23 protein-coding genes, 1 tRNA gene and 1 pseudogene are annotated in these 20626 nt (G+C 41.9%); 13 read left to right on the forward strand and 12 right to left on the reverse strand.

The window, feature by feature from the left end; translation table 11 throughout:
• Positions 1-2: 2 nt before the first annotated feature.
• Positions 3-875 carry a DUF1735 domain-containing protein gene (locus WC615_RS03620; protein WP_372976777.1) on the forward strand — a complete coding sequence of 291 codons (873 nt, stop codon included), beginning with the start codon at positions 3-5 and terminating at the stop codon, positions 873-875.
• A 126-nt stretch (positions 876-1001) separates the two neighbouring features.
• Positions 1002-1337 (forward strand): hypothetical protein, encoded by a 336-nt coding sequence (locus WC615_RS03625; protein ID WP_372976778.1) that lies wholly within the window; start codon positions 1002-1004, stop codon positions 1335-1337.
• Positions 1338-1369: 32 nt separating this feature from the next.
• Here WC615_RS03625 and WC615_RS03630 read toward each other — a convergent pair whose 3' ends face one another.
• Positions 1370-1777 carry a DoxX family protein gene (locus WC615_RS03630; protein WP_372976779.1) on the reverse strand — a complete coding sequence of 136 codons (408 nt, stop codon included), beginning with the start codon at positions 1775-1777 and terminating at the stop codon, positions 1370-1372.
• A 2-nt stretch (positions 1778-1779) separates the two neighbouring features.
• Positions 1780-2697 carry an LD-carboxypeptidase gene (locus WC615_RS03635; protein WP_372976780.1) on the reverse strand — a complete coding sequence of 306 codons (918 nt, stop codon included), beginning with the start codon at positions 2695-2697 and terminating at the stop codon, positions 1780-1782.
• A 132-nt stretch (positions 2698-2829) separates the two neighbouring features.
• On the opposite strand from WC615_RS03635, the gene metG reads away from it, so the two are divergent.
• The 4 genes from metG (at position 2830) to WC615_RS03655 (ending at position 6590) form a co-directional block, all read left to right on the forward strand.
• Positions 2830-4896: a methionine--tRNA ligase gene (gene metG, locus WC615_RS03640; RefSeq protein WP_372976781.1), complete on the forward strand. Its 2067-nt coding sequence runs from the start codon at positions 2830-2832 to the stop codon at positions 4894-4896.
• A gap of 75 nt (positions 4897-4971) precedes the next feature.
• On the forward strand, positions 4972-5817 hold the full coding sequence (locus WC615_RS03645) for a hypothetical protein (RefSeq protein WP_372976782.1): 846 nt from the start codon (positions 4972-4974) through the stop codon (positions 5815-5817).
• Positions 5818-5888: 71 nt separating this feature from the next.
• Positions 5889-5960, forward strand: a tRNA-Arg gene (locus tag WC615_RS03650).
• A 123-nt stretch (positions 5961-6083) separates the two neighbouring features.
• Positions 6084-6590, forward strand: a complete 507-nt coding sequence (locus WC615_RS03655) for a hypothetical protein (protein ID WP_372976783.1) — start codon at positions 6084-6086, stop codon at positions 6588-6590.
• Positions 6591-6788: 198 nt separating this feature from the next.
• On the opposite strand, the gene WC615_RS03660 is transcribed toward WC615_RS03655, so the two are convergent.
• The gene (locus WC615_RS03660) at positions 6789-7187 is read right to left on the reverse strand and encodes a DUF1398 domain-containing protein (protein WP_372976784.1); all 399 of its coding nucleotides are present in this window, start codon (positions 7185-7187) and stop codon (positions 6789-6791) included.
• Positions 7188-7251: 64 nt separating this feature from the next.
• Entirely contained in the window at positions 7252-8016 is a 765-nt protein-coding gene (locus WC615_RS03665) for a helix-turn-helix domain-containing protein (RefSeq protein WP_372976785.1), read from the reverse strand.
• 245 nt (positions 8017-8261) lie between these two features.
• Here WC615_RS03665 and aqpZ point away from each other — a divergent pair, with 245 nt between their 5' ends.
• The gene (aqpZ, locus tag WC615_RS03670) at positions 8262-8969 is read left to right on the forward strand and encodes an aquaporin Z (protein WP_372976786.1); all 708 of its coding nucleotides are present in this window, start codon (positions 8262-8264) and stop codon (positions 8967-8969) included.
• A gap of 11 nt (positions 8970-8980) precedes the next feature.
• On the opposite strand, the gene WC615_RS03675 is transcribed toward aqpZ, so the two are convergent.
• Together WC615_RS03675 and WC615_RS03680 are read right to left on the reverse strand one after the other, a co-directional pair.
• The gene (locus WC615_RS03675; protein WP_372976787.1) at positions 8981-9766 is read right to left on the reverse strand and encodes a type II CAAX prenyl endopeptidase Rce1 family protein; all 786 of its coding nucleotides are present in this window, start codon (positions 9764-9766) and stop codon (positions 8981-8983) included.
• A 91-nt stretch (positions 9767-9857) separates the two neighbouring features.
• Positions 9858-10574 (reverse strand): hypothetical protein, encoded by a 717-nt coding sequence (locus WC615_RS03680; protein ID WP_372976788.1) that lies wholly within the window; start codon positions 10572-10574, stop codon positions 9858-9860.
• A gap of 74 nt (positions 10575-10648) precedes the next feature.
• Between WC615_RS03680 and WC615_RS03685 the strand changes: the two genes are divergently transcribed.
• The 3 genes from WC615_RS03685 to WC615_RS03695 all read left to right on the forward strand — a co-directional run bounded on the left by WC615_RS03685 (position 10649) and on the right by WC615_RS03695 (position 13553).
• Positions 10649-11113, forward strand: coding sequence for a hypothetical protein (locus tag WC615_RS03685; RefSeq protein ID WP_372976789.1), 465 nt, complete (start codon positions 10649-10651; stop codon positions 11111-11113).
• A complete protein-coding gene (gene rlmF / locus WC615_RS03690) occupies positions 11113-12036 on the forward strand; it encodes a 23S rRNA (adenine(1618)-N(6))-methyltransferase RlmF (protein WP_372976790.1) in 924 nt (307 codons plus the stop codon). The genes WC615_RS03685 and rlmF overlap by 1 nt, the downstream gene beginning before the upstream one ends.
• A gap of 89 nt (positions 12037-12125) precedes the next feature.
• Positions 12126-13553 (forward strand): glucoamylase family protein, encoded by a 1428-nt coding sequence (locus tag WC615_RS03695; RefSeq protein ID WP_372976791.1) that lies wholly within the window; start codon positions 12126-12128, stop codon positions 13551-13553.
• A 65-nt stretch (positions 13554-13618) separates the two neighbouring features.
• Here WC615_RS03695 and WC615_RS03700 read toward each other — a convergent pair whose 3' ends face one another.
• The 3 genes from WC615_RS03700 to WC615_RS03710 form a co-directional block, all read right to left on the reverse strand.
• Positions 13619-15445, reverse strand: coding sequence for a hypothetical protein (locus WC615_RS03700; protein WP_372976792.1), 1827 nt, complete (start codon positions 15443-15445; stop codon positions 13619-13621).
• Positions 15446-15549: 104 nt separating this feature from the next.
• Complete coding sequence (locus WC615_RS03705; protein WP_372976793.1) at positions 15550-16047, reverse strand: GyrI-like domain-containing protein; 498 nt, start codon at positions 16045-16047, stop codon at positions 15550-15552.
• 125 nt (positions 16048-16172) lie between these two features.
• Positions 16173-16682 (reverse strand): DinB family protein, encoded by a 510-nt coding sequence (locus WC615_RS03710; RefSeq protein ID WP_372976794.1) that lies wholly within the window; start codon positions 16680-16682, stop codon positions 16173-16175.
• A gap of 138 nt (positions 16683-16820) precedes the next feature.
• Here WC615_RS03710 and WC615_RS03715 point away from each other — a divergent pair, with 138 nt between their 5' ends.
• Positions 16821-16979, forward strand: a complete 159-nt coding sequence (locus WC615_RS03715) for a hypothetical protein (protein ID WP_372976795.1) — start codon at positions 16821-16823, stop codon at positions 16977-16979.
• A 2-nt stretch (positions 16980-16981) separates the two neighbouring features.
• Here the strand turns inward: WC615_RS03715 and WC615_RS03720 are convergent, their stop codons facing one another.
• The 3 genes from WC615_RS03720 to WC615_RS03730 all read right to left on the reverse strand — a co-directional run bounded on the left by WC615_RS03720 (position 16982) and on the right by WC615_RS03730 (position 20052).
• On the reverse strand, positions 16982-18061 hold the full coding sequence (locus tag WC615_RS03720) for a hypothetical protein (RefSeq protein WP_372976796.1): 1080 nt from the start codon (positions 18059-18061) through the stop codon (positions 16982-16984).
• 49 nt (positions 18062-18110) lie between these two features.
• Positions 18111-18902 (reverse strand): alpha/beta fold hydrolase, encoded by a 792-nt coding sequence (locus WC615_RS03725; protein ID WP_372976797.1) that lies wholly within the window; start codon positions 18900-18902, stop codon positions 18111-18113.
• A 169-nt stretch (positions 18903-19071) separates the two neighbouring features.
• Positions 19072-20052, reverse strand: a complete 981-nt coding sequence (locus WC615_RS03730; protein ID WP_372976798.1) for a GlxA family transcriptional regulator — start codon at positions 20050-20052, stop codon at positions 19072-19074.
• Between the two features lie 114 nt (positions 20053-20166).
• On the opposite strand from WC615_RS03730, the gene WC615_RS03735 reads away from it, so the two are divergent.
• Together WC615_RS03735 and WC615_RS03740 are read left to right on the forward strand one after the other, a co-directional pair.
• Positions 20167-20379, forward strand: coding sequence for a hypothetical protein (locus WC615_RS03735; protein ID WP_372976799.1), 213 nt, complete (start codon positions 20167-20169; stop codon positions 20377-20379).
• 30 nt (positions 20380-20409) lie between these two features.
• Positions 20410-20626: pseudogene (locus WC615_RS03740) on the forward strand (VOC family protein); the annotation flags it as partial.

The raw sequence follows: 20626 nt of genomic DNA on the forward strand, positions 1-20626 counted from the left end.
AAATGAAAAAATATTTTAGCATTATCTTATTCACCGCAGCTGTAGGTTTTACAGGGTGTTTAAAGGATAACAAAACTAACCTGACGCCTAATAACTCACCGGCGGTTGTTGAGTGGTCTACCGCTGTTACAGGAGATGCGCCAATATCGCCATCAGGAAGTACTTTCCCATTATACTTAAGAAGTTTGGAAATCAACCCAAGTATAGACCTTACTTTCGAAGTAAACTATACAGGTGGTGAAGCTGCTCCGGAGGATATCACGGTAAATTTCGGTATTGATAACACAGCTCTTACACAGTATAATCAAGAAAGACTTGACCGCGACCATGAAACTGTAAACTTAGAGCCAATGCCAACAAGCTGGTATAGCATAGAGGGTACAAGCGTTGTGATCAAAAAAGGCGAGAGAAAAGGCGTGATAAAAGGTAAAGTTAATACTACCAATATTACAGACTTTAATAAACAGTATGTTGTTGCTTTGAAGATCACTTCAGTTAGCCGCGGAACAATCAGCGGTAACTATGGCACCATTTTAATGCAAATTGGCGCTAAAAACCCATATGATGGCACTTATACGCATACATACACAAGTACTTTAGGTAACGGTACAAACACTCTTGATCTGGTAACAACTGGTGCTAACACAGTTGCATTAGATCCGGGATTGTTAGGTGTTTATTCAAATGCTCAAACACTTACTATTGATCCGGCAACTAATAATGTTACCGTTTCTATGTCAAGCTTATTACCTATTGGCAACACTGGTCCAAGCACTTGGGACCCGGCAACCAAAACATTCCATGTTAAGTGGACAAGTAACGGCGGGGCACGTACTTTCGACGAAACATACGTGTTTAAGTCGCCTAGGAATTAATAAAGCCTAATATTGTTAAAAGCCGCCCTTTTATAGGGCGGCTTTTTTTGTAATTATTTTTTTGCATTGTAATTAGCATTTTAGGTATATTGCTTGATAGTTAATCATTAACCAAATCAAAGTATTATGAAAAAACAAGTATTGTGTTTAGTGCTATTGGCATTTATTTTGCCAATGGCATCATTTAAAGCTCCTCTAAAAAAAGGGATTGTTCATAAACATTTAGCGAAACAAACAGATTGGTTTATTGGGTATTTTGACCAAAATGGCCATACTTTTGCTGTTACAGGAGATAATTTTGGAGGATCCTCGGGTAATATAGTTTCAGTCACCGAAAACGGTGTGCCATGTATTTTACTTACCGGTACATGGGGTAATGCTTCTGGTGGTAATTATGTTAAATATAGAAGAAACTCTAGTTCAAGCGTGTCTATATATGAGGGGTTGTTTTACACATTATAAAAACTAATAAAAGCCGGTTAATTAATCGGCTTTTATTTTTTATCAACACTATATTTACCTGGCCCAACAAATATTAACCCTGCAAATACAAAAGCCAGTTCAACTGCGTGTGCGGCACCATCCAGGCCGTCGCCCTGGCCAAAATGTGTAGCCGCTGCTACAATAAGGTTAATTAATAAGAAAAAAGCTGCGGGCCTGAATGCTAAACCTATAATTAGCAGGAAACCTCCAAGCGTTTCTGTCAATGCAGCTAAAAAGCCCCATATTACCGGCCAAAAATGGATGCCAATATATTTGGTTGATGCGCCTAAATCAGCCCAACTATGTGTGCCACCTATTAATTTCGGGTACCCGTGATAAATCATCATTGCGCCTAAACCAACCCGGAGTATCAATAAGCCGGTATTACGATAGTTATTCAAGTTACTTAAGTATGCCATATCTATTTATAATCAATATTAACCCCACTTGTTTTTACAGATAAATTTAGTTTTTTACCCAAAATCAGGCTGCAGTTATTAGGTATATGCCCTGCCGGGAAGTCAAAGCAAACCGGGTAATTATATTCTGCCACAACATCCATCACAATTTGGGGCAGTGTTTGGCCAAAGGGGATCTCATTATCTTTCAGATCGGTAAAACCACCTACAATAAGGCCTGTAAGGTTTTTAAGTTTTCCGGCTCGTTTCAGCGCACGTAACATCCTGTCTATAGCATACAGGTATTCGCCTACATCTTCAATAAACAAAACCTTACCTGAGTAATCCATATCACTCACAGAACCGGACACCGCAATTAATAAAGATAGGTTGCCGCCTATCAGCATCCCGCTACATTCTCCGGGGCGGTTAAGCGCATTGGGCGCTATATTATAAGCCAGTTCATCGCCAAATAGTGCCATCCGTAAGGTTTCTAACGAATATGCAGACGCATCGGGAATATTCAGGGGCATTTGCCCGTGTATACAAGGCAAGTTGTAGTTAGCAATTACATGAGCGTGCAACAGGGTTATATCGCTAAAGCCTATCAGCCACTTAGGGTTTGTTTGTAGGGGGCTAAAATCAACTATATCAACCATGCGGATGGTGCCATAACCACCGCGTGCGCAAATGATAGCCTTTATGCTGTCATCATCAATAAAACGCTGCAGATCTGCCGCCCTAAAGGCATCATCGCCGGCAAACTGATGGTACGAGGCATTTACGGTATCGCCTAATACAACCTCGAGGCCCCAGCCGGTTAGCAGGTTCACAGCATCCGTCATGGGGATAGGTAGCTTTTTGGCCGGGCAGGTAATAGCTACCTTGTCGCCTTTTTTTAAGTATGGTATGGTAGTGTCCGAAAGTCCGTTAGTCGGCATAAGTCCGAAAGATTAAAATATACTATTTAAAGCTAATTTATATTCCGTCTTCCGGTCTTACGGACTTTCCGTCTTTCCCAACTTTCTGACTTAAAAAAATTATCTTTGCAAATTAATAAACATCCCTGTTTAATGTCGCAACTTAATAAATATAAAAGATACACCATAACCTCGGCGCTACCGTATGCAAACGGGCCGCTGCATATTGGCCACCTGGCTGGGGCATACCTGCCTGCAGATATTTTTGTACGTTACCTGCGGCTAATGAAAAAGGATGTAGTGTACATTTGCGGATCTGACGAGCATGGCGCAGCCATCACCATAAAAGCAAAAAAGGAAGGCACCACGCCACAGGCTATTATTGATAAATACCATAACCAGATTAAAGATAGTTTTGAAGAATTTGGGATAGCGTTTGACATCTATCACCGTACTTCATCGGCTATTCATCATGATCTGTCGCAGGAGTTTTTCCTGAACCTTTATGAAAAAGGGGAGTTCATTGAAAAATACTCTGAGCAATACTACGACGAAGAGTTCGACCAGTTTTTGGCCGATAGATATATTACAGGTACCTGCCCCGTTTGCAGCTATGATAAAGCCTACGGCGATCAGTGCGAAAATTGCGGCACATCGCTAAACCCAACAGACCTGATAGACCCAATATCAACCCTAAGCAGTAAAAAGCCGGTGTTAAAACCAACCAAACACTGGTATTTGCCTTTGGATAAATACCAGCCATGGTTAGAGAAATGGATTGATGAAAAAGAAGGGGAGTGGAAGGTAAACGTATTTGGCCAATGCCGTTCCTGGTTAAAATCGGGCTTGCAGCCACGCTCTATGACCCGTGATTTGGATTGGGGAATTGACGTACCCTTAGAAGAAGCAAAAGGCAAAAAATTATACGTGTGGATGGATGCGCCGATAGGCTATATATCTGCCACTAAACAATGGGCGATAGATAATGGTAAGGACTGGCAGCAGTACTGGAAAAAGCAAGCTAATACCGAAGATGATGCCTGCCTGATGCATTTTATTGGTAAGGATAATATTGTATTTCATTGTATCATATTCCCGGCGATATTAAAGGCGCATGGCGATTATATATTACCGCAAAATGTACCGGCCAACGAGTTTTTAAACCTGGAAGGCGATAAGCTATCTACATCCCGCAATCACGCGGTTTGGCTGCATGAGTATCTGGAGGAGTTCCCCGGTAAGCAGGATGAACTGCGTTACGTGCTTACATCGATATTGCCGGAAACAAGCGACAGTGAATTTACCTGGAAAGATTACCAGGCCCGTGTAAATAATGAGCTGGTTGCCATTTTGGGTAACTACGTTAACCGCGTAATGATACTGATGCATAAATATTACGACGGCAAGGTAGAGAGCGATAACGGTATAATTAAATTAACCGATGCCAAAGTAGATGCGGAGTTAGGCGGTTACTACGATGAATTGGGCAAAAACCTGGAAAGCTATCGTTTCCGGGCGGCCCTGCAGAACGTGATGGATATGGCCCGCTTAGGCAACCGTTACCTTACCGAGCAAGAGCCATGGAAAACGATTAAAAGTGACCCTGAAGCGGCTAAAACAGCTTTACATAACAGTTTGATACTGATAGGCCACCTGGCTACATGCCTGCAACCGTTTTTGCCGGCGACAGCAGCCAAAATATTCGGTATGCTTAATTTGGACGCAGTTACTTTTGATCAGGAACTTAAATTTGCCAATGGCCATCAGTTAAACCCTGCAGCTTTGTTATTTGAAAAGGTAGAGGATGAAGCGATAGAAAAACAGATACAAAAGCTGGCGGATAAAAAAGCCGCATCGGCCGTGGTAACACAAGCTGTGGTTGCACCTGCAAAAGCAAATATTACTTTTGATGAGTTTGTAGGGTTGGATATCCGTACCGGTACCATCTTAACAGCCGAGAAAGTAGCCAAAACTAAAAAACTGTTAAAACTTACTATTGATACAGGGATAGACCAGCGCACGGTAGTATCGGGCATTGCCGAGCATTACGAACCTGAAGCCATCATAGGCAAACAGGTGAGCATTCTGGTTAACCTGGAGCCAAGGGAGATCAAAGGCATCATGTCGCAAGGAATGATACTGATGGCTGAGAATGGCGAAGGCAAGCTGAGTTTTGTTGCCCCTGCCGATGAAATGCCGAATGGATCTGTGATCAGGTAACAATTTTGTTAACTATTAAACTGTGGGTTAGTATTTAAGTCACAGTTTATATTTGACACTTAGTACCATATCATCATGAAACCTTTACTTTTTACAGCTTTAGTATTTTGCTGCTTCGTTATTACCTCATGCAGCAGGTACCAGTTAAACGTTATTAGCAGCACAAACGGGACAAAAAATCAGCAAACGGGCGATTTTGAATTTGAGAATGATTCTGTTAAGGTAGCCTATTCTTTTTACGGCCCAGACGCACCTGTTACCGTTAATGTTCAAAATAAGTTAGATAAGCCTTTATACATCGACTGGCAAAAATCGGCCATGATAATTGACGGGAAGGCAGTTAGTTATGCGCCCAATAAAGTTGCCATAACAGGCAGCATTGATGCCCAAACAGATTCTTATCATTATAATAACAACCCGTCATTCAGTAATCCCGGCTACACTACCGGCAGCATTAATGCGGTGGCTGGCTTGCCAAAAAACACCACCTTTTTGCCGCCCCATTCGCAAAGCAGTAATACCAGCGTGAGGCTAACAAAAGGGTTTTTAAACATACCCGATAGTGTTTTTCACAAAGTAAGAATGGTTTATAAATATCAGGATACCGTTAGTTTAACAAAAGTTAAGTCGGCTGATTTTAGCGATCAAAACTCGCCGCTAAGGTTTAAAAGCTACCTAACGCTATACATTGTGAATGGTAATGAGGTACAACCGGCAACGTACCAGCACGATTTTTTTGTTTCGAGATCACTAACCACAACCATGAACCCGAAACAATTCAGAGAGTTTAACCAAAAGCGCGGCAACTACTTTATCAATTCAAAAGCAACGGGTTATGCCAAGGCGATGGCGGGCATAGGTGTTGCCACTGCTATTGGTGCAGGCGGGGCAATAAGCAATTCGCAGAATAATAGTAAATAATTGTATTTAATGTTCGCCGTTAATTGGCGGGGTCAGGTAAAATTTGCAAATTTGCATTTCCTAAAATAACTGGTCCCGTAGTTCAACGGATAGAATAGGAGTTTCCTAAACTCTAGATATGAGTTCGATTCTCGTCGGGACCACAAAATGCCCCAAGGTATGACAAGCATGGGAATGAAATTCAAAAGCCTTTAGATGAAAATCTGAGGGCTTTTTTATGTTGAAGGCTTTTGAGTACCTTCGTAGATAAGCCACCGAAACGCCAAATGAACTTTAGAAGCTTATATGCTGAATATCAGAAATTGGACTCTAAGGATCCATTCATCGCAAATTCTTTTTTTGATAGAATTCCTCGATCAGCGAAGAAATTTATATCGGAAATCCATAATATTATCAATGAAGCGATAGCTCATCAAGACAAAGTTCAATTACAATTTGCTTTAAATATTGCATATAGGGACGGAATTGATAATAGCTACATAAAACTTATTGCCCAATTGTTAACGGCAACTTGGCATGAAGAACACGAAGATTTGATAAATACCATTTATTTAGACAATCTAAATGATAACATTTTCACGGATCCCTTATATAAAATTGCGACTGAACCAGACAGATATAGGAAGAATGACGATGAAATGGAATCGACATTAAGAAAATGTATTCACGCGCTAAAAATGATTAATTCTGGAGAAGCTAACACATACATAGAGAAATTGAAAAATGCTAAAAACAGCAATGTCGATATGGCGCTTTCGGTTTATAACAAGTAATCTGTTAGTTATGTCTTCGATATTAATAGTTGTCCTCCAAACCCGCTGCACAATGCAAATCACCCATAAAAGAGTTCGATATTTGTAGTCTAAGGACCACTATAAATTTCGATAGTACCGAAATTTGCTCAACAAGCCCCACGTATTTATACGTAGGGCTTGTTTTTTAACTAACCTTGGTAATATTGTGTCAAAAAATCAATAACCATTATCCGGAATGGGTTCAGCTACCATAGGATTACCATCCAGGTCATAATAACTGCAAAGCATAGTTTGAGTATCCACCACCCATTTTTCTACACCAGCATTGGCTGCCTGGGTACAGAATGTTAAAAAGTCGGTTTTGCCCTGCTGATGATCAATTATGATTTGCTTTACTGTTGCTGGAGACGAAATTTCCGAAATTGTTTTTTCGACATAGATTGCTTCGCTGTTTACCTGAATATTATTTGCTCCATGATAAACGGTCTGTCCGTTTTTAACCAGGTATTCATACCGGAGTAATCCTAATTGTTTAATTTCCTGAACATAAACGGGAAAGTCTGCACCGGTTTTTACCTTGGCGTGTGCCGCCTTAATTTGCTGTATTGTAAACATCTTTTTTAAAATTTGATGTCTCAAAAGTAATTTTACCGCGCAGCGTATGATTGTAAAAATCCGTTTATTTCAACGTTTTTAAGTATTGTTCGGGAGTTATCGAAGCGAATTTTTTAAAATCTTTTATAAAGTGAGCCTGGTCATAATAGCTGGAAAGGTATTCTGAATAGTGTTGTTTGCCATTATCCATAGCAGCTAAAACATTTTGTGCACGAACGATCATTGAAAATTTTTTTGGCGATGCCCCAACTTCTTGCCGGAAGCGTTTTTCCAGCGGACTTGCACTGGTGTTGAGCAGAGTGGCGAGTTCATTTATGCGAATAGTGCCTTTTGACGCATGGATATGCTCCAATGCATGGGCAATCAAAATGTCTGGCTGGCGGTCATTTAGTTGATCGATAAGAAATCCTTCAATCAATTTGATCCTTGCCTTGTCATCTGCTGCCAAAGCCAACTGCTCTTCTATTTCAGATAAGGTTGAACGATCAAAAAAATGGTCTAAAGAAAGGCTTTCGTCAAATAATTCGTGCAAGGGTGCGCGAATAAACCGAGCTGCACCATTCTCACGAAAAACAACCAGAACGGATCCTATTCCGGCTGTATTATTAAATATGCGGTAGCTATCTCTTAAGCCAGTTATGCCCGAGGTTGCAAGTAAGGTTTCCCGGCCGTTATCGATATAACTCAATTTTCCGCGATATTGAAATCCGATAACCAATGCCGTATCGGGTAACACTTTATAAGCAACTGAATTTTCATTTTCTGAAATAATCAAATGCTTAACGTAGGGCAATAATTGATTACAGGGTAAATGGACCTCAAACTTCATGTAATTAAAGTTAAGATTTTCACTTCAATATATTCTTTCGCAACCTGTTGTACAATAAAATAAGCTTGCAGAGTTTCAAACTTTATAGTCTAAAACGCTCTCATTGCCTTTCTGTCGTTAAAAATCAACAATCTGTCGAAGGTGTTAAACAGCTTGTTTGCAATTCAATTCCTTTGTATGCACACAAGACTTATTAGCATTAGTTTGTGCGGTTAAGTGTTTATTAACAAGCGGTTTGAATATTTATGAAAACAAATATTTTATCAAAATTTTTTGCTGAGTTTTTAGGCACAGCAGTATTGGTTTTAATGGGTTGCGGCAGTGCGGTAATTGCCGGCCCAAATGGTACAACAGGCGTCGGCCTACTGGGGATAGCCTTCGCCTTTGGCTTATCGGTTGTGGCCATGGCTTATGCCATTGGCCACATATCCGGTTGCCATATTAACCCCGCTATAACCATTGGTATGGTTATAGTTGGCCGCATGAAAACCGGCGAGGGTATCATTTATATTATAGCGCAAATAGCCGGGGCCATTACCGGGGCCGGGCTTTTGCTGCTCATTGCATCCGGTAAAGAGGGGTATAGCATAGTAGCTAACGGCCTTGGCCAAAATGGATATGGCTTATCATCACCGGGGCATTACAGCTTGCAGGCGGGCTTTATTGCCGAAGCCATATTCACCTTTATATTTTTGCTGGTTGTATTTGGGGCTACCTCTACAAAAAACATATATGGCAGTTTTGCAGGTATAGCCATAGGGTTAAGCCTCGTACTTATTCATATTGTGGGGATACCGGTAACAGGGGTATCTGTAAACCCAGCCCGTAGTATAGGCCCAGCCTTGCTTTCGGGTGCTACGGCTATAGATCAGCTATGGCTTTTTATTGTGGCGCCAATTGCAGGCAGCGTGTTTTGCGCGATAACATGGCGTTATATATTTGCAGAGGATTAAGCAGGGCTTTTTTACTTTTTCTTTTGATTAAAATACCATAGCAGCAATATGGCTAAAATGGCGCTCCCAACCCTGATGGAATTACCAATCCAGCCGGTTGCGGCGGTATCTGAAACTGAAAACATGGTCCATGCGGCATTTAGCGACGCATGAAATATAAAACCGCTCCAGATGGTATAACCATCCATGGCATCTAATATCACAAATACTACAGCGCCCAAAAAGGTAATCCCCAAAACCTGCAGGGCAATTCCGCTTGTATCGCCGCCTGCCGAAAGCCAATGGATCCATCCAAATGCAATAGCCTGCAGCAGTATGGCCGGCGCCCAATGCCAGCCCAATGCGCGGCGTGTAAACAAAGACCCAAATCCGCGAAACACCAATTCTTCGGCAAAGGGGAATACGATAGCCAGCATCAAAATATCCAGCAGGGAAATATCTTTTACAAGGGGGCCTTGTAAGGCCAGGCCGATCCAGCAGGGGATGGTGGCAACAAGGGTAAGTAACGGCCCCTTAAAGCCATTCCAGGTAACCCCCAATGCTTTAACCACACTACCATTAGGGCGTGGGATGAGTATAATTGCAGCTAAAATTGTAAATAAAACCGCGCTTAAATTATCTACAATGGCACCACCGTAAGGGATTGGGAAACCCGGTATTTTTACGCCAACCAGTTTTGCAATATCACGAATGTTTAATGCGCAGAATAACACAATTGCTACAAGCAGCCAGGAGGCAGTTTTTTTGCCTGTATTAAATTTAGCTATTGCTTCAGCCGGATAGTCGTTTTGTTTCATGCAGTTTTAAAGTTTTGGTATTAACGTTTAAGACGGCAATTTTTTGAAAAGGGTTGCAAGCTCAATAACTGCAAACGATACAGGCCGATCTCTATCTGGTATAAAGCGCAAATTTTTCGGCTTTGCCGCTTACCGGGGTCATCCATTTAACGCTATTGCGTTTTATAACGGTGTTCAGTTTATTTGCTGCAACTGTATTTTTTTTGTCGATAGCTACCAGGTCGGTTTCAGAGGTTAGCTTTATCCAACCGGTGTTGTTAACCAAATAAAACTGGTTGTCTATCTGTATAAATACGTCCTGATTATCGGCTTTGGCTTTGGCAAGTTTATCGTTAAAGGTTTTCTCTTCCTTTACTTTATCAAAGTTGCGCAATACGTTATCATAACTAAGGTCGTTGCTATTAGCAATACTATTAGGTGATGATGAGAATGCTTTAGCGGCGGAACCATTCAACCCAAAATACATGATAGAGCTGATCTTGCCCGATAGGTTTCCCCAATGTTCGCGCCGGATGAATTTTTGAAAACCATGCTTTACTATCCTTAGTCCAAAATAGATCTCGCCCGGTTTATTGTAACTGATAGTGACTTTAAAATAACCGTTTTTGTCGGTGGTGCCCAGTATATTGTTCCCGCTATCATAGATGGTAGCCGAGTCGATTGGGCTGAGGGTTTCAGAATTAAATATCAATCCGGCTATGTTAATGTCGCGCACTTCGGGACTTTTGGCTGATGCAAACGAAAAGGCATTTAAAAGAAGGGCGAAGGCAATAGTTAAGATCTGTTTTGCGGCAGCAGGGGTTTTCATAGTTTAAAATTATCCCGAAAGATACAAATAGAATTAAATACCATAATTTTACAGCAATACATTTTTAATATAACATGGAAGAACCAAGAGCATTAAACCAGGTAGCTGAGTTTCATAAAACGTTTAAACATCCGGTAGTTGATAAACCTGCTATCCCGTCAAAAGAAAGAAGCGCCTTAAGGGTGTCATTACTGGCCGAAGAAGTGAGAGAGCTGCAGGAAGCCATTGATGATAATAACCTGGTAGAAATTGCCGACGCCCTTTGCGATATACAATATGTTTTAGCCGGCGCCATACTTGAATTTGGACTTGGCGAAAAGTTTAAGGAACTGTTTGATGAGGTGCACCGCTCAAACATGAGCAAGGCCTGCAAAACCGTTGAGGAAGCAAACGACACCATTGCGCATTACAAACAAAGAGATGGCAGCGAAGCCCATTATAAAGAAGAAGATGCTTTGTTTTTGGTTTACCGTACTAACGATAACAAAACCTTAAAATCTATCAATTATTCGCCTGCGGATTTAAAAAGCATCCTGTAATGGCAGATCAGACACAAAACAGCAGCGAAGAAAAAACAAACCTGCACCCGCGCAATTTGCACCGGGGGCGGTATGATTTCCAGTTGTTGATAAAGGCATTGCCGGCGCTTCGCGAATTTGTTGTACAAAACGAACGCGACGAGCTATCCATCAACTTTACCGACCCCGAAGCGGTGAAAACGCTTAACAAAGCATTGCTAAAACTGCATTACGGTATAGCGCAATGGGATATCCCCGAAGGTTTTTTATGCCCGCCAATTCCCGGCAGGGCCGATTATATCCATTACATAGCCGATGTTTTAGCCGAAGGGAATAACGGCGTTGTGCCTACGGGTAATAGCGTTAAAGTATTAGATGTTGGTGTTGGTGCTAACTGCATTTACCCGCTTATTGGCCATAAAGCCTACGGCTGGAATTTTGTTGGCAGCGAGGCTGATTATATTGCGGTAGCAGCAGCCAAAAAAATAGTAGATGATAACAACCTTACTGGCGCTATAGATATCCGCAGGCAAACATCTTATGCAAATATTTTTGAAGGGATCATAAAACCCGGCGAAAAGTTTGATATAACGATGTGTAACCCGCCGTTTCATTCATCATCAAAAGAGGTGAAGGAAAAATCGAGCCGCAAGTGGAAAAACCTGGGGCAGGATAAAGGCACCGAACTAAATTTTGGCGGCCGCAATAACGAGCTTTGGTGCGAAGGTGGCGAACCCCGTTTCCTGAATAAAATGATGAGCGAAAGCAAAGAGTTCGCCAGGTCGTGCAAATGGTTCTCGTCATTGATCTCGCAAAAAACAACGCTGCCCGGCTGCTACAAATCGCTGGATTATCTGGGTGCGAAGGAAGTAAAAACCATCAACATGTCGCAGGGCCAAAAAACAAATCGCATTTTGGTGTGGACGTTTCAGGATATAGCTTGATCATAAGATACAATCCCTTTTCTTATCAATTTAGAAAGTACTACATTAGATAACCAATTACAATCGGAGTATCTAAAAATTTATTGCTTATGAAAAGGAAGATCGGCTGCACACTTGCAGGGCTGCTATTGGTTTTTTGCGCAATCGCACAAAAAAAGAAAGCCGTTACACCTGTCGAAAAAACTTCAATAGCGCCGGTTGGCATCATCAAAAACATCAGCGACTCGGCTTTGCTTGATATTGTGCAAAGGCAAACCTTCCGTTTTTTCTGGCATTATGCCCATCCCGTTAGCGGCCTGGCAAGAGAACGCGACAATACGGCTAAAGCACAATACTACTGGGATTATATAAACGAGGCTTATGATGAGCCTAACCTAAGCAAAGGCACATTTGGCCCCGAAGCCTGTGCCATTGGTGGGACGGGTATGGGCATATTAAGTACAGTTGTTGCCGTTAACCGTGGGTGGATTGGGCGTGATACGGCACTGAACCGCCTCATTAAAATAGTGGACTTTTTAATTAAAGCTGATTGCTATCATGGCATATACCCACATTTTATGAACGGCGCAACGGGTAAAACCATCGCGTTCGACAGGATTGATGACGGGGCAGATATTGTAGAAACATCATACCTGCTGATGGGCTTGTTAGGCGCTAAAGGATACTTTAACGGTAGCACAATTAAAGAGAAATATTTTCAGAAGCGTGTGCAGCAAATGTGGGATGCCGCCAACTGGAACTGGCATAGCAACGGCGATAATAAGAACCTGTACTGGCACTGGAGCCCTAATAACGATTTCCAGATGAACTTCCCTGTGTTTGGATATGATGAGGCATTGATCACCTACATCATGTCGGCATCGTCGCCAACACACCCCATCTCAAAAGAACTTTACGAAAACAGCTGGGTAAAAAGCAGCAGCTGGAAAAACGGCCAAACCTATTATGGTTATGAGTTGCCATTGGGCAAATTTGATAAAGGCGGGCCTTTGTTTTTTGAGCAATACACCTATATGGGGATTGACCCTAATGGCTTGACTGACGACCATAATATTGATTATGCCGTTCAAACAAAAAACCACACGCTTATAAACAGGGCTTACTGTATTGAAAACCCGAAACATTACAAAGGTTACGGCGAAAACTGCTGGGGCTTAACCGCGGGCGATAGTTACAAAGGGTATGTAGCCCATTGCCCCGAGGTGGATTATGGCGTGATACAGCCTACAGCGGCTTTGTCATCTTTTCCATATACGCCACAGTATTCTATGCAGGCGCTTAAGCATTTTTATTACGATCTGGGCGATAAGATCTGGGGCCCATATGGTTTTGCCGATGGCTTTAGCGAATCGCATAATTGGTACGCAAAAACACACCTGGCTATTGACCAGGGGCCAATAGTAGTAATGATAGAGAACTATCGTAGTGGCCTGATCTGGAAACTGCTGATGAAAAACCCCGATATACAAAAAGGGTTAAAACGCCTGGGCTTTAAAAGCAAATGGATTAAAGAGTAATTTAAGTTTAAATATACTATAAAAGGCCTTAAACAGTTCTGTTCAAGGCCTTTTGTATTGTAGCCTTATTCCGGCAAACTACCAGCTAACGAAGGCGTTACCGGAATGATTAAAGCATTCGGGTTAGCTAAATAACTCATTATATACAGTGTTTTTTCGCCACCGCCGGCACCGGCATATAAATAGTTTTTATCAATACGCAAAGCACTGGTTCCATTACCTATCTGCATAGAAAGTTGTGATAAAGCCAGGTTAGGGCCTATATAAAATACCACTAATACGCCGCGTGTATCCCGCATATTGCTATCTGTTGTTATATAGATCAGGTTACCATCAACAATAATATTTTTCATGTAAAAGGTATAATATTGCTGGTATAGTTTTGTTGGGGTATCGGTAGAGATATCAAATATCCTTAACTGGGTATCGCCACATACAAAATACATCAGGTTATCCTTTATAACAAGGGGCGATTTTGTGCCGTTACCGCTGGTAGGCGCGGCGCTTACGCTTTGTACAAAGGTTTTGGTGCTGATATCAATTACTTTAACGGTAAAGCCTTTTTCGTTATTGAAAGTACCTGTGGTGTATATTTTGCCGTTTTTAACTTTAATACCGTTGCCTACCGAACTACCTATGCCTTGTAGCTCATTAGTAAACACGATATCGCTTTCAAAAGCAAATGTGTTTAGGTTTATTACCTTAATGGTAAAACCGGGTACACCAAGCGCCATAAACATTGCGTACAAATAATCGCCATCAATATCGTAACCTAACAGTATCCCCATCCTGAAATAACCACTCCCCGGAGGTCCCCACGATAAACGGCCCACCTCTGACGGTGCATCGCCTAACCTGATTTTGATGAAATCCCAGCGAGCCGAATCATCTTTAGCCAATGAGGCAGTATAAGTGAAACCATCCTTCTCGGCCATGACCGAATTTAGGCGAACATTATCGGGAGAAAACTCATTGATTTTTTGCGCGGTTTTAGGGTTTATGGTGATGAATTTTGTGTTTTCTGTTTCCCGCCCGGCCTGCACATATACACGGTCGCCTTTTGGTAGAATATCAGCTACGTCGCTATCCAGCTGCAACGAGTTTTGAAGGGTGATTTTTGGGGCATAATTTATATATATTTTTACCTCATCATTCATTTGCCCAACATAGCTGTTATAATATTGTGAGGCCATGCCCGATGAGTCGTTATAATGGTAAGCCTCGATGATGAGCATAAGGGCCTTCAACTGCAGGCCGTAATAATACATAAACTGGGTATGTGCCATAGCTGCGTATTCATTTAAAGACTTAGCCGCCTTAAATGCCACGCGCGTACCCAGCGAAGTCATGTTCTCGCCCCCGGATGATGTGCCTAAAAGGTTGTTTTTGATGGCAATAAAGGCATTGGGGATATTGTTGCGGATATAACTTGCCAGTTCATCAAGCTCAGATTTTTTGCCGGCGCCGGCCTCTAATTGCGATGCCATTTTAAGCCGTTCAAATGCGGCATCGATATTAGCTGCGCTTGGGTTAAGGGCTTGTACCGCTGTGAAATATTTGGCGCCATCAATTTCGGTTTTAACAACCTCTACCGCGGTATTAAGTGCGGCGCTTAGCGCGTCAATTTTACTTTCAATTACTTTTAGTTCCTGATATTGTTTCTCAAGGGCTTCTTTAACCTCGTCTTTGGGTTCGGGGCCGGGGCCAAGGCCTACAAGGTTCATGATCCAGCCGGTAGCTTTAGCTTTTACTTTGGATATAACGGCGTCTTTTAAATCGTTTAATACGGATTGAAAAATATCGGTATCCTTATCGCCCATAAGCAGCGGGCGATTGCCGGGCTGCGCTTTCTGGAGAGCAAGCAGCGCCTCCATTTCTTGTTTAATATCCATTGTATTGGTGATTGGTTTAGTGCAACTAATCTACCAAAACAAAACACATGCAAAAAGGGTGATTTTAGCTGTAATAAAAATATTAACGCAGTTGAAATTTTTACTCAATCAGAAGGTTTAGCCTTTAATGGTACCCATATCTCTTCTTCCGATTCGGGGTCTTCATTTTTATATTTAGCGCCTAAAATTTCAAAATGAGGGCGGCTGTCAAGTTCATAGCCCGATTGCGGCAGCCATTCGTAAAATATACACCTGAAAGTTGGGGCAAATGCGCTTGCAGCGCCTTTGTAATCAAAAACGGCATATGTGCCGCCGGGAAGGGTAAAGGATTGCATGCCTGGTGGTATGTCGGTAATATCAGCTACCTCTGCTGCGGCCCATTTTTGGAATGTGGTATTGGGGGTAAAATTATTGAAGCTTAAATTATCGTCATATACCTGCATACATATCAGGTCGGTATTGAGCTTATTTATTATTTTGTTACGGTGGGGCATAAAACCTTGCCATAGTTCGCGGGTTTTATTATCGGCAAAGCTCATGGTTACCTGGTTGCCAATCAACTTCTTTGGGGCTATAGTTTGGATACGGGGGTGCAAATTCATGGCGAAGATATTTGGCGCAATATAGTGTTGTTGGCCAAATTAGTTGTCATAACTAAATAAGCCCGTCGAACCATTAGCAAGGCTGCTAAGTCTTCGACAGGCTTCAGGCTGACAATAGTGGGGGATTAAAACCGATCCCAGAATGCAGGTGGCTCAATACCCAGGGCGCGCAGGTAAACGTAACCTTGCCCGCGGTGATGTATCTCGTTATCAAAAAGATACTGCAGGGTGTTGATAATGGTGTTTGGGTATTGGCCAAAGGCGGCCTCTGTTTCCTGGAAACGTTCGGCGGGTATTTGCGGCCATAAAACATCTATTTGCTCGGTTACCTCGTCCCAGGCTTCTAATAATTCGGCTTTTGTGGTAAGGTTAATCTCGTGGTTAAAATGATCAAGCGCCGGTGTGGTTTCCCATTTGCCGGTAACAATACCGTTCATGCCGGCGCTGGCCAGTCCTGTCATCTCGCCAACCAAAACATTATAGGGGCGCATACCGCCTATTGAAAATTCAAAAAGCTCTTTTTCGGGGAAGGCAGCTAAAACCCTGCGGCTTAATGCACGGTGCGCCTGCCAGTTTTTTAAAAAATCCTGTGAGGTTATTACCGGGGTGTTTGCTGTTGCTGTTGTGTTTGTCATGGCTTATTGTTTTAAGTTTATGATACAAAGAAAGCACGGGCGAATGACAGCAGTATGTCAGCAGGGGTTTAACAAATTTTAAATATTATTTTTTTGTTAAATCCCCTTTTCGGGCACGTTCATTGTAGTTGTAACTATATGCAAATTAACACGTTAGAAATAGTAATTGTAATAGTGCTGGCACTGGCTTTAGTGATCTGGCTCGTTATACGCAACCGTAAGGATGAAGACGCCTTTAAAAAAGATGAATTAGAGGATTCGGAATTTCTTGAACCGCAAGATCCGGATAAAGAATAGCGTTATTTACAATATTCTTTCATCGCATCCAATATCATGGGTTTGGTATCGCCCAGGGTATATGCTAAATTTAAATCGGCACATATTTTATCTAAATCATCCTTAGGTATCGGTACGTTATCTTTAGCGGCTAAAACGGTAACTTCTTTTGTTTTGCTTAAAGTGCGGCTATCTTTAAACTGATATTTCCTTAAACGCGTAAAAGCCCTGTTTGCAATGGCTTCCATATATAGCGGCTCAATTGCAATTGCTTTATCCAGATCTAAAATAGCGTCATCAAAATTAAACAGGTCTAATTTAGCGGTACCCCGGTAAAAATAGAGGTCGGCATAACTTTGTTTAATTTTTTCGGCAGCATCCAATTTTTTAATAACAGCGGCATAATCTTCTTCCTGCATCAGGCTTAAGCCCTTATTCATTAAGGCATAAAACTTTTCTTCTTCTTTTGATACGCTCTGTTTATTATTAATAAAAGAAGATTCTCCTTTTAGCTTTCCGGTGGAATAAAATACCTGCCATAATCCCACTTGTTTTTTATCAACAAAACTTCCTTTTTGCTTGAGCTTTCCATTAATAAAATACTCTTCAGACGCGCCGTTTTCAACCCCATTGGCATAGGTGTAAAAGTATCGGGTGTTTCCATTTGGATAATACATTGTTCTGATGCCATCTATTATACCATTCTTTAAAACACCTTCACCTTGTTTCCTGCCATTCATAAAATAATCTATAAATGGGCCCGAATATGGTGTAAAGGCATCTTTTAAATGCCACAGGCCATTTTTACGCGTCATCGTTTTTGTTGATGGGATTGATTTTACTGCATCTGTGCGTTGCGAATATGCTTTGGTGTTAAGATAAATTATCTTATCAAGCTTACCACCATAACCGGCCTGTTTTATGCTGTCGGGGTTTGTTACTACTTTAACCCAATCAATTTCATCACTCCTTGGCTGTTCATCTTCTTTGGGTTCGTCAACAACTGGTATACCATCAACTACATATAACACACGGTTGGGTGTTTGAGCAAAGCATTTTACAGAAAAGATAATTAGCAGCAGGCATGCCAGTATTTTATTCATAAAATGAAAGTATGAATAATTCAGATGTTATGTCATTTATATTTACCGGCTATTCCGCCAAAAATTCATTCACCATCGTTACAAACAGATCAGGTATTTTACTTTCGGGTTTGGGGTTGTATGCCTCGCCTATGTAACTGCCGTGTGTGCCGGGCAAAATTGCTAAGCGCCCATGCTGGAACAGGCGCGCCATTTTTGCTGCATGCTCTGGTGTGGCCAGATCCTGATCGCCAATTACAACAAGGGCCGGTGCCTGGATAGAACGGATCTGCTCATCCGTCCAGCCTTTAAAAGTGTACATGCGTTGCGCGTCCTTATTAAACATATTCATTAAACCTTCTTTGGTGCCAATCTTCAGGTATTCATCTTTATAGATCTGTGGCATGTGGGTGAAATCGGGCGTTTCAAAGCCGTTCCAGAACGTTTCGGGGGCGGCATCACGACTGTAAAAAGCGGAAGCAATAATCAATTTACGTAATTTATCCGCGTGGCGTAAACCAAGCTCAATACAGGTTTGGCCACCATTGCTAAAGCCTAAAAAGTCGGCTTTAGGTATGTTAAGCTGTTTTAGTAGTTCCGCAACATCGTCGGCATCCTGTATAAAACTTTCTGGGGCATCGCGGTCGCCGCTGTGGCCGTGGGCCTGCAGTTCAACAGCAATAACTTTATGCGTTTTAGCAAACTCGGGCATAATACGGCTAAAGTTTGTTTTAATAGTAGAGCCGCCGCCATGAATTAAAACCAACGGACTGCCGGTGCCATGTACCTCGTAATACATTTTTATGCCGTTAACATTGGCATATTTGCCCATGGTTTGGGCTTCAGATAGATTGCTTGTCATAAGGAGTAATGTTAAACTTAAAATTAACGATCTTATATTTTTCATAAACATTGTATTAGCACTCGCGTGATTTTTAGACTTGTCTAAAAATCAAATATTTGATTATCAATCGTTCATGATAATTGGCGGCGTTCACGGCAGTGAACGTGAACACTTTGAATATACTTTGTTACGCCGCCTTGTCCTTATTATACTTGTTCCTGTATTCAACAGGTGATAGGCCGGTTATTTTTTTAAATATCATCCTAAAGGCTTTGGTATCGGTATAACCAACGTTGTACATCACCTCGTTCACGTTCTCGCGGATGGTTTCCAGGCTCATTTTGGCGGCTTCTATGCGTACGCGCTGCATATACTCAACAACAGTGTTTGAGGTAGCTTTTTTAAAGCGGCGCTCAAGGTGCCTGCGGCTGATGGCAAACAGATCAGCCAGGTGATCAACCGTTATTTTGTCGCGATAGTTATTTTCAATAAAGTCCTGTGCTTTTTTGATCACCTCGTCCTCGTGGTCTTTTTGCCCGTGGAAGATGATAAACAGCGACTGGCTGTTGCGTTCAATATCTATCTCGAATATTTTTGATGAGTTGATGGCCATATCCCTGCCCGCGAATTTCTCTACCAGGTACAAAAGCAGGTTGAGCGATGAATACGCGCCGCCGCTGGTGTAAATGCCCCCCTCGTCGGTAATGATCTTGTAGGGCATCAGGTTTACCTCGGGGAACATTTTGCGGAAGTCATCGGCCATCAGCCAGTGTGTGGTGCAGCTGCGGCCCTTTAGCAGACCGGTAGAGGCCAAAATAAAGGCGCCTATGCAAAGCGAAACAACTTCGGCACCTGTTTTATATTGTTTTATTATCCAGGGTATAAAATCGTTGTTATCGCGCAATACCTTATTAATATCGCCATGCACCGCGGGGATGATTATCAGGTCGGTTTTAGCAACCTCTTCATAGGTCATATCAGGCTTAATAGTAAACAGCCCGTTTGTTAAGGCCGTTTCTTTATTTAAACCCACCAGCTGTATTTTAAACAGCGGCGCTTTCTTCATCCTGTCAAGCGTTTGGTTCACCATAGAAAACATCTTATAAGTTGCCTCTATGTTGCTCAGGCTGGTTTCGCCCTGCGGTATAAGGATTGATATGTGTTTCATAGTTTCAAAGGTAGATGGTATCACCGTCGCAATCAACCCCTTAGATTGTCGTAATTACACCCTTCTAAATATACCAAAGCACCGCACCTTTGTAATGCATCAACACATTTATTTATGATGATCGAGGTTTTTAAGACAAATGTTCGGGGGAAAGTAAGATCGCAGGCGCTTATCAAAAAGCTTTTGGAGCAGTTTCCGGCCAGCAAAATAAACTTCGACCTGGAAGATTGCGATAGGATACTGCGGGTAGAAGGGAAAGACTTTTGCGCGCACCGGATCATCGAATTGCTTAAATTGAACGGACATTACTGCGAGATACTTACTTAACCAATTATAAACCATAGAAAAACTAAAGTCATGTTAAAAATTAGCGCATACATCAATTTCAAAAATAACCAATGCAGCGAAGCCATGACCTTTTACCAAAGCGTATTAGGCGGAGAGCTTAACCTGATGCCGGTAAAAGAATCTCCGATGAAGGAGATGTTCCCGGCGGAAGCGCAGCAAGGTATACTGCATGCCGACCTTACCGGAAGTGATTTTAATATATTGGCAACAGATATATTAAAATCAC

The organism is Mucilaginibacter sp., assembly GCF_041663085.1.
Lineage (GTDB): Bacteria > Bacteroidota > Bacteroidia > Sphingobacteriales > Sphingobacteriaceae > Mucilaginibacter.

Bases quoted from the DNA above. Each gene is read 5' to 3' on its own strand.
- WC615_RS03620 (WP_372976777.1), top strand. From the start codon at position 3: ATGAAAAAATATTTTAGCATTATCTTATTCACCGCAGCTGTAGGTTTT.
- WC615_RS03625 (WP_372976778.1), top strand. From the start codon at position 1,002: ATGAAAAAACAAGTATTGTGTTTAGTGCTATTGGCATTTATTTTGCCA.
- WC615_RS03630 (WP_372976779.1), bottom strand. From the start codon at position 1,777: ATGGCATACTTAAGTAACTTGAATAACTATCGTAATACCGGCTTATTG.
- WC615_RS03635 (WP_372976780.1), bottom strand. From the start codon at position 2,697: ATGCCGACTAACGGACTTTCGGACACTACCATACCATACTTAAAAAAA.
- metG (WP_372976781.1), top strand. From the start codon at position 2,830: ATGTCGCAACTTAATAAATATAAAAGATACACCATAACCTCGGCGCTA.
- WC615_RS03645 (WP_372976782.1), top strand. From the start codon at position 4,972: ATGAAACCTTTACTTTTTACAGCTTTAGTATTTTGCTGCTTCGTTATT.
- WC615_RS03655 (WP_372976783.1), top strand. From the start codon at position 6,084: ATGAACTTTAGAAGCTTATATGCTGAATATCAGAAATTGGACTCTAAG.
- WC615_RS03660 (WP_372976784.1), bottom strand. From the start codon at position 7,187: ATGTTTACAATACAGCAAATTAAGGCGGCACACGCCAAGGTAAAAACC.
- WC615_RS03665 (WP_372976785.1), bottom strand. From the start codon at position 8,016: ATGAAGTTTGAGGTCCATTTACCCTGTAATCAATTATTGCCCTACGTT.
- aqpZ (WP_372976786.1), top strand. From the start codon at position 8,262: ATGAAAACAAATATTTTATCAAAATTTTTTGCTGAGTTTTTAGGCACA.
- WC615_RS03675 (WP_372976787.1), bottom strand. From the start codon at position 9,766: ATGAAACAAAACGACTATCCGGCTGAAGCAATAGCTAAATTTAATACA.
- WC615_RS03680 (WP_372976788.1), bottom strand. From the start codon at position 10,574: ATGAAAACCCCTGCTGCCGCAAAACAGATCTTAACTATTGCCTTCGCC.
- WC615_RS03685 (WP_372976789.1), top strand. From the start codon at position 10,649: ATGGAAGAACCAAGAGCATTAAACCAGGTAGCTGAGTTTCATAAAACG.
- rlmF (WP_372976790.1), top strand. From the start codon at position 11,113: ATGGCAGATCAGACACAAAACAGCAGCGAAGAAAAAACAAACCTGCAC.
- WC615_RS03695 (WP_372976791.1), top strand. From the start codon at position 12,126: ATGAAAAGGAAGATCGGCTGCACACTTGCAGGGCTGCTATTGGTTTTT.
- WC615_RS03700 (WP_372976792.1), bottom strand. From the start codon at position 15,445: ATGGATATTAAACAAGAAATGGAGGCGCTGCTTGCTCTCCAGAAAGCG.
- WC615_RS03705 (WP_372976793.1), bottom strand. From the start codon at position 16,047: ATGAATTTGCACCCCCGTATCCAAACTATAGCCCCAAAGAAGTTGATT.
- WC615_RS03710 (WP_372976794.1), bottom strand. From the start codon at position 16,682: ATGACAAACACAACAGCAACAGCAAACACCCCGGTAATAACCTCACAG.
- WC615_RS03715 (WP_372976795.1), top strand. From the start codon at position 16,821: ATGCAAATTAACACGTTAGAAATAGTAATTGTAATAGTGCTGGCACTG.
- WC615_RS03720 (WP_372976796.1), bottom strand. From the start codon at position 18,061: ATGAATAAAATACTGGCATGCCTGCTGCTAATTATCTTTTCTGTAAAA.
- WC615_RS03725 (WP_372976797.1), bottom strand. From the start codon at position 18,902: ATGACAAGCAATCTATCTGAAGCCCAAACCATGGGCAAATATGCCAAT.
- WC615_RS03730 (WP_372976798.1), bottom strand. From the start codon at position 20,052: ATGAAACACATATCAATCCTTATACCGCAGGGCGAAACCAGCCTGAGC.
- WC615_RS03735 (WP_372976799.1), top strand. From the start codon at position 20,167: ATGATGATCGAGGTTTTTAAGACAAATGTTCGGGGGAAAGTAAGATCG.